General features: G+C 42.7%; 10 protein-coding genes and 1 pseudogene. 7 read left to right on the top strand and 4 right to left on the bottom strand.

Features of this window, described 5'->3' with window-relative positions; genetic code table 11:
- Positions 1-125: 125 nt before the first annotated feature.
- Entirely contained in the window at positions 126-425 is a 300-nt protein-coding gene (locus KNP71_RS12905; protein ID WP_214830854.1) for a hypothetical protein, read from the top strand.
- Positions 353-1,327, top strand: a complete 975-nt coding sequence (locus tag KNP71_RS12900) for an IS3 family transposase (RefSeq protein ID WP_214830857.1) — start codon at positions 353-355, stop codon at positions 1,325-1,327. Before KNP71_RS12905 ends, KNP71_RS12900 begins: the two co-directional genes overlap by 73 nt.
- Before the next feature lie 227 nt (positions 1,328-1,554).
- Here KNP71_RS12900 and gndA read toward each other — a convergent pair whose 3' ends face one another.
- From gndA to zwf, 3 genes are read right to left on the bottom strand one after another with little or no spacing between them, the layout of a single operon-like run.
- A complete protein-coding gene (gndA, locus tag KNP71_RS12895) occupies positions 1,555-2,967 on the bottom strand; it encodes an NADP-dependent phosphogluconate dehydrogenase (RefSeq protein ID WP_214754979.1) in 1,413 nt (470 codons plus the stop codon).
- A complete protein-coding gene (locus KNP71_RS12890) occupies positions 2,964-4,337 on the bottom strand; it encodes a glucose-6-phosphate isomerase (protein WP_214830852.1) in 1,374 nt (457 codons plus the stop codon). The genes gndA and KNP71_RS12890 overlap by 4 nt, the downstream gene beginning before the upstream one ends.
- A gap of 31 nt (positions 4,338-4,368) precedes the next feature.
- Entirely contained in the window at positions 4,369-5,886 is a 1,518-nt protein-coding gene (gene zwf / locus KNP71_RS12885; RefSeq protein WP_214830850.1) for a glucose-6-phosphate dehydrogenase, read from the bottom strand.
- A 611-nt stretch (positions 5,887-6,497) separates the two neighbouring features.
- Between zwf and hxlA the strand changes: the two genes are divergently transcribed.
- The 4 genes from hxlA to KNP71_RS12865 all read left to right on the top strand — a co-directional run bounded on the left by hxlA (position 6,498) and on the right by KNP71_RS12865 (position 9,395).
- Positions 6,498-7,139, top strand: a complete 642-nt coding sequence (gene hxlA, locus KNP71_RS12880) for a 3-hexulose-6-phosphate synthase (protein ID WP_101190293.1) — start codon at positions 6,498-6,500, stop codon at positions 7,137-7,139.
- Position 7,140: 1 nt separating this feature from the next.
- Complete coding sequence (gene hxlB / locus KNP71_RS12875) at positions 7,141-7,695, top strand: 6-phospho-3-hexuloisomerase (protein ID WP_101190294.1); 555 nt, start codon at positions 7,141-7,143, stop codon at positions 7,693-7,695.
- Positions 7,696-7,865: 170 nt separating this feature from the next.
- Positions 7,866-8,483 carry a cyclase family protein gene (locus KNP71_RS12870; protein WP_101801553.1) on the top strand — a complete coding sequence of 206 codons (618 nt, stop codon included), beginning with the start codon at positions 7,866-7,868 and terminating at the stop codon, positions 8,481-8,483.
- Between the two features lie 60 nt (positions 8,484-8,543).
- Entirely contained in the window at positions 8,544-9,395 is an 852-nt protein-coding gene (locus KNP71_RS12865) for a Cof-type HAD-IIB family hydrolase (protein WP_101190296.1), read from the top strand.
- Positions 9,396-9,410: 15 nt separating this feature from the next.
- Here the strand turns inward: KNP71_RS12865 and KNP71_RS12860 are convergent.
- A pseudogene (locus tag KNP71_RS12860) lies at positions 9,411-10,397 on the bottom strand (Gfo/Idh/MocA family protein).
- 194 nt (positions 10,398-10,591) lie between these two features.
- Here KNP71_RS12860 and KNP71_RS12855 point away from each other — a divergent pair.
- Positions 10,592-10,945 carry a winged helix-turn-helix transcriptional regulator gene (locus tag KNP71_RS12855; RefSeq protein ID WP_101190298.1) on the top strand — a complete coding sequence of 118 codons (354 nt, stop codon included), beginning with the start codon at positions 10,592-10,594 and terminating at the stop codon, positions 10,943-10,945.
- The last annotated feature ends 37 nt before the right edge of the window (positions 10,946-10,982 follow it).

Genomic DNA, 10,982 nt, shown 5'->3' with positions numbered 1-10,982 from the left:
GCAAGTCCTTTTTCTTTTCTAAAATAGGAGTGCAGAGTTGTGTACGTTTCCGTTGCACACTTCTGCACTCCTATTTTGCATTACACAACACCGCCGAGTTCAAGGTCAAGGCCGTACGTGAGAATATGGAGAGAAAGGGACCTCAACAAATCTTCACGGAGGCCGGATTCGACCTGACGGTGATCGGGAAACGACAAGCGCAGTCCTCGTTGAATCGCTGGCGCCAAACGTTCCGGAAAGACGGAGAAGAGGGTCTCCGGAACGATAAACGTGGAAAGGCTACGGGAGGCGGACGCCCGAAAACAGACGAGTCCATGGAGAAACGGTTGGCGAAGGCAGAGGCACGAATCAAATACCTGACGGCAGAGAACGAGCTCTTAAAAAAGCTAGAGAAGTTAGAAGGGCAGGCGAAACATACGAACTGACACCAGCAGAGAAATATCAGGCCATCAACACCGTCATCCGCATCGCACAGCTGAAGAATCTCGTCCGCCCACTATGTGAGATCGCCGGAGTGAGCCGCAGTGGCTATTACGCCTGGTTGAACCGTGCCGAGGCGGAGTCCCTCCGGGAAGAGCGTGATTACCTAGATGCGACACTCCTCAAGAAAATCCATGACAGCCATAAAGGCAAAATCGGTTATCGGGGGCTGTACATGGAGGTGCTCGCTACCCTCGGCGTCCGGATCAACCATAAGCGTATTCTCCGACTGATGCGCAAGTATAACATCGTCACCAAAATCCGGAAGATGAATCCTTATCGGAAGCTCTCTAAGGCGACGCACGAGCATCGCGTCGTGCCGAATCTGTTGAACCGTCAGTTTCGACAGAGCGAGCCCGGAAAGGTATTCGTGACCGACATCACCTATCTCCCGATCGCCTCCGGCGAGAACGTCTATCTGTCATGCGTCAAGGACGTGGCCACACGCGAGATCATGGCGCACAAGCTGTCCACAAGCCTTCACATGGACCTCGTCTTTCAGACGATGGAAAAACTTGAAAATCACCTCCAAGGGAACCTGCATCCCGAGGCGATGATCCATTCGGATCAAGGCTTTCACTACACCCATCCGGACTACCAGCAACTCGTTGGCGACCTCGGACTGATCCAGTCCATGTCACGTCGGGGCAACTGTCTCGACAACGCACCGATCGAATCGTTCTTCGGTCATTTGAAGGACTATGTCACCAACCGTTCGTGCGGGTCAGTCGATGAAGTCCGAGAGATGGTCGGGGACTACATAAGCTATTACAACTGCGAACGCGGTCAATGGAACCTAAAAAAGATGACCCCGGAGCAATATCGGGGCCATCTGATCGCAGCATAGAAAACGTGGGCTTTTTATTAAACTGTCCATTTTACGGGGCTCAGTTCAAGGATCCAGATTCCAGATAATTGTTTATCGACAATTAAAATCTATTGAAGAAGGCGTCAATGAGCATGGAGGCTGCAATGTATTCAAAAAAGCCCGCTGGAAAACTTTCTTTTTCCAACAGGCCATTCAGTCTGATTACGTGATGTTCTAACAAGCTTCTACATACTTATTGTTTCTGGTTATTTTACTTGCCACTCGGTGTGGAAGAAACCTTCTTTGTCTACACGCTGGTACGTATGGGCACCAAAGTAATCCCGCTGTGCCTGGATTAAATTGGCTGGCAATGTCTCAGAGCGATAGCTGTCATAGTAAGCCAATGCGCTTGAAAAAGCGGGCGCCGGAATTCCTTGCTGAATGGCCAGCGTCAGCACTTTTCGTAGAGAATGCTGATACTCCCCTATAATCTCCTGGAAATATGGATCAATTAATAAGTTAGGCAGTTCGGGATTGCCGTCAAATGCTTCTTTGATCTTTTGCAGGAATTGCGCCCGGATGATGCATCCTCCACGGAAGATCATGGCAACGTCCCCGTAAGGAATATTCCAGCCATACTCTTCAGATGCCGCACGCATTTGGGCAAAACCTTGGGCATACGAGCAAATCTTACTCATGTATAAGGCTTTGCGGATGGCTTCAATCATTTCTTGGGAGTCGCCTGCCTGTTTTTTCGGTTCAGGGCCTTGCAGAATTTTGCTTGCCGCGACCCGTTCTTCCTTGACCGAGGAAATAAACCTTGCGAAAACGGACTCTGTGACGATTGGAAGGGAAACACCTAAATCCAACGCGTTTTGGCTTGTCCATTTCCCAGTCCCTTTCTGTCCGGCCACATCCAAAATCTGATCAACAAGCGGCTTCCCGGTATCTTCATCCCGCTTGTTCAAAATATCGGCGGTAATTTCGACAAGGTAACTGTCAAGCTCCCCTTTGTTCCAATCCGAGAATATAGTGGACATTTCTAGGACAGAAAGGCCAAGCGCGTGTTTCATGATGAAATAGGCTTCGGATATCAATTGCATATCGCCGTATTCAATGCCATTATGAACCATTTTTACATAATGGCCAGCTCCATCAGGACCCATATAGGCACTGCAAGGAGTGTCATCTACTTTTGCCGAAATTGCTTCCAGAATAGGTTTGACTTGTTCATATGCTTCTTTCGGTCCACCGGGCATGATGGAAGGACCGTTGCGGGCACCTTCTTCTCCGCCGGAAATTCCGGCGCCTAGAAAGTGCAAGCCTGCTTCTTGTAATTTTGCTGTTCGCCTATTCGTGTCTTCAAAAAACGAATTTCCTCCGTCTAATAGAATGTCCCCTGATTGAAGGTGGGGAAGGAGGGATTCAATGACCGAATCCGTCGTGTCTCCAGATTTCACCATCAACAAGATTTTGCGGGGGGTTTCCAATGAAAGGACAAACTCTTCAACACTGTATGCTCCCAAAATCTTTTTTCCTTGTGCTTCTTTTTCAGCTAATTCGTCGATTCGGTCTGTCCAATAATCATAGACAGATACAGAATAACCTTTACTCTCCATGTTCAGGGCTAAGTTTTTTCCCATTACCCCTAAACCGATGACTCCGATTTGCTGCTTCATTGTATTTTCACCTCATCGTTTTGTGAGTTGCCAGACGGCAACAGCCGATTTTCCAGCTTTTCTCTTTCTTTTTCAAATCCTTCTTTGCCAAGCAATGCAAACATATTGGTTTTATATGCCTCTACTCCTGGTTGGTCAAATGGATTGACACCGAGTAAAGTGCCGCTGATCGCGCAGGCTTTTTCGAAGAAATAAATCATTTCGCCAAAGGTGAATTCATTGAGTTCGTCTAGCTCAATGACCAGATTCGGCACACCTCCATCGACATGAGCAAGGGAAGTTCCAAGTGCCGCTTTTTTGTTCACTTCATCCATTGTTTTTCCTGCTAAGAAGTTCAACCCATCCATATTGGCTGGATCTTCTTGTATGACAAGATTGAGGGAAGGTTTCTTCACTTGCAAAACTGTTTCAAAGAATAGACGGTGCCCTTCCTGCACATACTGCCCCATTGAATGTAAATCAGTGGAGAAATTGACAGAAGCGGGGAAGAGTCCTTTTTCATCTTTCCCTTCACTTTCCCCGAAAAGTTGTTTCCACCATTCTGCTGTAGAAAGCAGGCCAGGCTCGTAGCTTACAAACAGTTCAATCGATTTTCCTTTATTATAAAAAATATTCCTTACTGCAGCATATTGGTAGCTTTCGTTTGTAGCGAGTACGGGATTGTTGTATTTGTGGTAAGCAGCTTTTGCCCCCTGCATCACTTGGTCGATATTAAGCCCGGCTACAGCCATCGGAAGTAAACCGACTGGAGTCAAAACGGAGTATCGTCCTCCGATATTATCAGGAATGACAAATGTTTCGTATCCTTCTTCAACTGCAAGATTCCGAAGCGCACCTTTGCTCCGGTCGGTTGTGACATAAATTCGATTTCTAGCTTCTTCTTTTCCATACTTTTTTTCCAAAAGGGTACGGAAGATCCGGAAGGCTAAAGCGGGTTCAGTGGTTGTGCCGGACTTGGAGATCACATTGATGGAAATGTCTTTCCCTTCCAGTAGCTGAAGCAAATGTGTGATATAAGTTGGGCTAATGTTATGTCCAGCAAAATAAACTTCCGTATTCCCTTTAACTTGGTTATGGAATGTATGTGATAAGGCTTCTATTGCTGCCTTGGAGCCTAGATAAGAGCCGCCGATGCCAATCACAATCAGCGCATCTGACTGTTGCTGAATTCTTTCGGCAGCCAGTTTCACCTGGAGAAACTCTTCTTTATCATAGTTAATCGGCCAGTCGATCCACCCCAAGTAGTCAGAACCCGGTCCTGTCTGCTGGTGAAGTTGGTTATGCGCTTGTTTGACAAATTCGCTAATATTTTCAAACTCGCTATTCGTTATAAACGATAATACATTGGTGAAATCAAACGAAACGGGCATGTAATCTCTCCCCTTTTGAATGAACTATTTTTTACCACCACTTCGATTGATCCGTCAGCAACAACTCATTTGCCATTTCTGGACCTGTTGAACCGGCTGGATAAGAATATAAAGGCAATAACTCCTCTTGGTAAGCTTCTAACAGTGGTTGAATCCACTTCCATGATAGTTCCACTTCTCTCCAATCGGCAAAGAACGTTGAATCGCCGCGCAGTGCATCATAGAGCAGAAGTTCATATGCTTCCGGCTGATTTTCTGAGCTGGTTGAGAAATCAATCCAAACAGGTTTGTATCCAGTGCTGGATGGATCTTTTAAATTTACGCGCAACGAAATGCTTTCATTTGGACTAATTTCAAGAATCATTAAATTTGGAGAGCTTCCTAACTGTGTATTTAAATCCATCACCTTGTTCTCGAATTCAATGACAATTTGTGTCGACTTCTGATTCATCCGTTTCCCTGTTCGTATATAAAAGGGGATTCCATTCCATGAGGGGTGTTCGATAGAAAGGCGAGCTGCAAAAAAAGTATCATTCGTTGAGGAATCATTAACCCCCGGCTCCTCTTTGTAGCCAATGACAGGGTTGCCCTGAACCTCTCCCGGACCATACTGGCCGCGGACAACGCTTTGGTATGCTTTTTCTTTCCGGATGGGTTGGAGAGAGGCAATAATGTCTGTCTTTTTCACCCGGCCCTTATTTTCCATGAAGTTATCCGAAAGATAGACAGCTGTCATTGTGACCAACTGAAGAAGGTGGTTTTGAACCATATCCCGGATGGCTCCTGCCTTATCATAATAATCAACCCGGTTTTCTACACCTACAGTCTCACTTGCTGTAATTTGGACATTTGAAATTTGTTTATGATTCAACAAAGATTCCAAGATCGGATTCGCCAAGATCAAGGTTCTTAGTTTTTGTACCATAGGTTTCCCTAGGTAGTGATCAATTCGGTAGATCTCCTCTTCACGGAACACGTTGCTCAAATTCTCATTTAATTTTCTGGCTGTTTTTAGGCTGTTTCCAAACGGTTTTTCAACAATGAGGCGTTTCCACCCGTTGTTTTGACTGATTCCGCTTTTACTAAGGTGGGACGTGATAATATCAATTAAGCTGGGGGCCACAGACAAGTAAAACAGCCGATTTTGAGGAATACCCAACTCGTTTTCCCTGTTTTCAATAAGTTCGCGCAGTTTGTAGTAAGACTCTTTTTCTGTCGCATCAAAGCTGCAATACCGAAATTTCTCTAAAAAAGCTGGCAAAGATGAAGCGTGAATGGACCTTCTGGAATATGCGTAAAGTGCTTTTTCCACTTTAGACTGAAATATTTCATCTGAACAATAGTTTCTCCCCAAACCAACGATCGAGATGGTTTCGGGTAACTTCCCGTCCAGGTATAGATTGTACAGAGCAGGAAATAACTTGCGTTGTGCTAAATCTCCTGTTGCTCCGAACAAGACAAATGTCATGTTTTGCAGGGGCCGTTCTTGTTTAAATTCAAATAAATCATTTTGAAAATTAAATTCTTCAAGCAGATTCTCGGTGTGCATATGTTAAAACCTCCTACTCTTAAAATCATGTGTCTCTGGCATGACTGATAATCGCAACAGGTTTTAGTATAATGACTCAAAGTTTTTTATGTAAGTACGCACTTTATAAACATATACTTACAAAAAGTATACTGTAGCAAGGGAAAGAGGAGGAAATTCACCAGGGATCCGGTTCTTAAAAACTTATCTGATATACAAAATATCTCTATCATGAAATATTTTTTAGAAGTTAAGGAATTTAGGATTTTTTGAGGGAGAAATAACAAAGGTTAAATCCCATTATCGAAAGTAATCTATTGCAAAAAAGTTACAATAGCTCATTCGGATAAGAAACAAGTAATTGATTTTCAAACTGGATAAGTCGTGTTGAGTGTTTAGTGAAAAGGAAAAAGTAATTGGATTATCTTAAAGCGGTCTTAATAAAACATAAAGTTAATCAGATACATTAAGAAATAAATGCATATATATGAAATTAAACAGATTACCATTGTGATAGCCGCCGACAGTATACTTTTTGTCAGTATGTGAAATTAAAGTGCGTACTTCACAACAATGCTTGTAGGTTTTACACTAAGTCAGAATCAAAAATACGACAACAAGGAGAATGACACATGAAATTACAATTAGCTTTAGACTTAGTAAACATTCCACAAGCAATCGAAGTGGTTAAAGAAGTAGAGGCGTTTATCGACATCGTTGAAATCGGAACGCCAGTCATCAATAAAGAAGGTCTTAAAGCTGTCGCAGAAATAAAAGCAGCTTTCCCTAACCTGGAAGTTCTTGCAGATGTGAAAATTATGGACGCTGCAGCTTATGAAGTATCAAATGCTGCTGCTGCAGGAGCAGATATTGTTACGATTCTTGCTCAGGCAGAAGACTCATCCATCAAGGGCGCAGTTGAAGAAGCGAAAAAACAAGGTAAGAAAATCCTGGTGGATATGATCGCCGTAAAAGATATCAAAACACGGGCCGCAGAGCTTGATGAACTTGGCGCGGATTATATCTGTGTCCACACAGGCTACGATCTGCAAGCGGAAGGGAAAGATTCGTTCGAAGATCTTCGTACAATCAAAAGCGTCGTAAAAAATGCCAAAACTGCTATTGCAGGCGGCATCAAACTGGAGACATTGCCGGAAGTCATTAAAGCACAACCGGATTTAATCATTGTCGGCGGTGGAATTACAAGCAAAGAGAACAAGGGCGCGGAAGCGGAAAAAATTCAAAAGATGATGAAAGAAAGTGTCACGGCGTAATATGAACACGGCGGGCTATACAGACGAAATACTGGCTGAATTGAAGCGGACCACTGCTCTCATTGATGATGAGGAAGCCGAAAAGGCAGTGGACGGCATCCTGCGTGCAAAGAAAATATTTGTGGCAGGCGGGGGCCGATCCGGCTTTATGGCTAAGGCATTTGTGATGCGTATGATGCACGTAGGCCTGGATGCGTATGTGGTTGGAGAAACGGTGACACCGAACCTGGAAGTCGATGATATTTTCATTGTCGGTTCTGGTTCCGGGGAGACCCAAAGCCTCGCAGCCATGACGAAGAAAGCCAAAAGCATCGGTGCAACCATAGTGGCTGTTACTACAAACCCTGAGTCTACAATAGGCAAACTGGCGGATATTCGAATTGAAATACCGGCACAAGCAAAAGGGGAGGGCACTAGTGGCAAATCGATTCAACCGATGGGATCATTGTTTGAACAGTCGCTTCTTGTGTTTTATGACGCGGTGATTTTGAGATTCATGGATAAAAAGGGACTCAAATCCGATGTCATGTATGGCAGACATGCGAATTTAGAATAGAACAACGAATAAGCTTGAGTTTAAGATTTTTTAAGCTCAAGCTTATTTCTAATTGTTTATCAAGCTTGAACTTTTTTGCACCAAAGTATTTTCATTGGACAACTGTATAAATGGCATGCGAAGGTGAAGGTATCATTGAAGACAATATTACTAATGGAGGGTTGGATTACATGAAAATGTATGATGTAACAGGGGCGATCTATGAAGGCATGACCGTTTACAAGGACAAACCGGAAAAACAGCCGAAAATCAATCAGCAGACAAACGGCTATGTTACGGAAACGCGGCTGGATCTGGATGTGCACACCGGAACGCATATCGATGCGCCGCTTCATATGAATGTGGATGGAGAGACATTCGAATCGCTTTCGCTGGACAGTCTTGTAGGGCCTTGTCAAGTTCTCGATTTGACGGCAGTAAAGAACGGAATTTCAAAAACGGACTTAGAAGGATTCAAGCTTCAAAAAGGAGATTTTATTTTATTAAAAACGAAAAACTCGTTTGAGGAAAAGTTTAATTTTGATTTTGTCTATCTGGCAAAAGATGGAGCAAGCTATCTTGCTGAGTTAGGGATTCGCGGGGTTGGAATAGATGCGCTTGGAATTGAAAGAAGCCAAGAAGGGCATCCGACGCATAAAACCTTATTTGCAAATGACATCATCATCATAGAGGGCCTGAGATTGAAGGAAGTGGAGCAAGGACAATACTTTATGGTTGCCGCGCCTTTGAAATTAGTAGGTACGGAGGCTTCACCTGCGCGAGTATTGTTGTTTGAAGGATTAAGTTGAATTTTTCTGTTTCAATCATTTTTCCATGAAAGATAAAACGTAATTGTAAGGAGAGGGCCTATGTATAAATTGGTCGCGATCGATCTCGATGGGACATTGCTCACAGACGATTTAATGATTTCACCAAATACAGTAACCGCTATTAAAAAAGCGGTGGAAGCGGGGACAATTGTTACGATTGCTACGGGCCGCATGTTTTCCTCTGCGAAACTCATTGCCCTGCAGTTGGGTATAAATGTACCGCTCATCACTTATCAAGGTGCATTGATCAAGGATGTTAATGAAAAAGAAGTAATATATGAGCGCACTGTTCCTCCCGATATTGCACAAAAGTTAATCGAAATTTCTCGTGAGAAAAAATTACATCTACAAATATACCAAGATGATATTCTCTACAGTGCCGTAGAAAATGACAAGCTGATTGCTTATTCTGAAGCAGTTAAAGTGCCCTATCGGATAGAGCCCAATCTCATCAAGCTTGCCCAAAAAGGCGTAACAAAACTACTTTTTATCGAAGAACCAATCGTCCTCGATTACTTACAAAATGAATTGCAAACCTTATTCGGCAAGTATGCTCACATCGCAAAATCAAAAAAACACTACCTTGAAATCACCCATCCCGAGGCAAACAAAGGTAGTGCCCTATTATGCTTAGCGAAAAAACTTGGTATAGACCGTTCAGAAATAATCGGTATTGGTGACAACTATAATGACATCGAACTTATTGAGACAGCCGGTCTCGGTATAGCAATGGGAAATGCCGTAAAGGAAGTGAAAGCTATGGCTGATTATACGACCTTTACGAACAATGAAGAAGGGGTGCTTCACGTATTAGAAAAGTTTATTTTAGAGCCAGTGAATACTTCCAATTATATAGAAGAAAAAAATTCTGATTCGCTTCCGACGGCCTGATCAATTGAAGACCGTTTACTTGGAATCACTTGGATAGGACAGGCCGATTTCTTGGCGGACTTTATCCATTACGCACATGGTGGTATAGGAGTTTTCAAACGAATTAACAAGTGACTCCGTTTTCTTTTGGCTGATTAAATCGATAAACTCTTTCACTTCATAATACATAGCGGGCTGAGGTTGTCCTACTGTCACTGATTCAACAGTGCCATCGTTGTAATGAATGTCCACTTTTTCGGCTGAATGTATTTTATCAATCACCATAATTCCTTTTTCCCCTTGGATTTCGCTTGGTAAAGTGGAATTTGTGATTTTTGAATAAATGATAACCGCATCTTTGTCATCATATTTCAATAGGACACTTCCTTCGCCATCTATACCGCAATCCAGGATAAGACCTGTGGCCTTTATTTCTTTTGGCTCGCCGAACAGTAAAATGAGCGGGTATAAACAGTAGGTGCCCAGATCCATCAATGAACCGTTCGCAAAATTTGGATTAAATACATTTAATACTGTTCCTTTTTTGTATGCATCATAACGCGATGAGTACTGGCAATAGCTAGCAAAGTATCTGCGGATAGGGCCGATTTTGTGCAGATTATTTTGAATGGCCTTAAAGTTTGGAAGTAACGTAGATTTCATCGCTTCCATAAGCAGCACATTATGATCTTTCGCTTCTTGAATCATTTTCGCTGCTTCTGCTGCATTGGCAGCCATCGGTTTTTCACATAATACATGTTTGGAGTTTTTTAAAAACAAGACGACTTGGTCAGCATGGAATGAGTTGGGTGTGGCAATATAAACCGCATCGATTTCATCGCTGACTGCCATTTCTTCCAAGTCAGTAAAAATTTTAGTTATTCCTTATTGACTGGCAAATTCCTCTGCTCTTTCCAACGTTCGGGAATAAACGGCTGCTAATTTAAAATTCTCAATCTCTTTTGCCGCTTCAAGCAATCTTTCTGTAATCCAATTAGTACCCACTATGCCGATTCGTATCATTTTTTATCCTCTTTTCTGTTTTTATTGCATTATCGCCCACAATTGCAAAGACATTATTCCAATGCTAAAAAAATTTACTAACCATTCTATATCTAGTACAATTAGTAAGTTACATTAATTATAGTACTGACTTTTTTATCACATAGTATCGAAAAGTATACGATAGAAATATAACAAGGAAGGAAAGAAAATAGATGCCTAATTTAGGAGAGAAAGTTTTTAATTGTGAAAAAGAGCTGACACTTTCCATCATCGGAGGAAAGTGGAAAATGCTAGTGCTATGGCATTTAGGAAAAGAAGGAACTAAACGTTTTGGGGAATTAAAAAGTCTTATGCCAGGCATCACGCAACGGATGCTCGTGAATCAATTGCGTGAACTTGAAGATCATTTGATTGTCCACCGGGAAGTATACCCTGTGGTTCCGCCGAAAGTGGAGTACTCACTTACCGAACAAGGAAGAAGCCTTATTCCAATTCTTGATTCCATGTACGAATGGGGCAAAGAATACATCGAGCAAAACTTGGATCAGCAAATAGAAAACAACTAAGTTAGTAGGTATTTAAAAATAGCTGAATAAAATAAAG

This window comes from Exiguobacterium sp. s56 (genome assembly GCF_018618255.1).
Classification (GTDB): domain Bacteria; phylum Bacillota; class Bacilli; order Exiguobacteriales; family Exiguobacteriaceae; genus Exiguobacterium; species Exiguobacterium chiriqhucha.
Note: the sequence above shows the minus strand (reverse complement) of the source record. Positions and strands in the feature narration are given on the sequence as shown.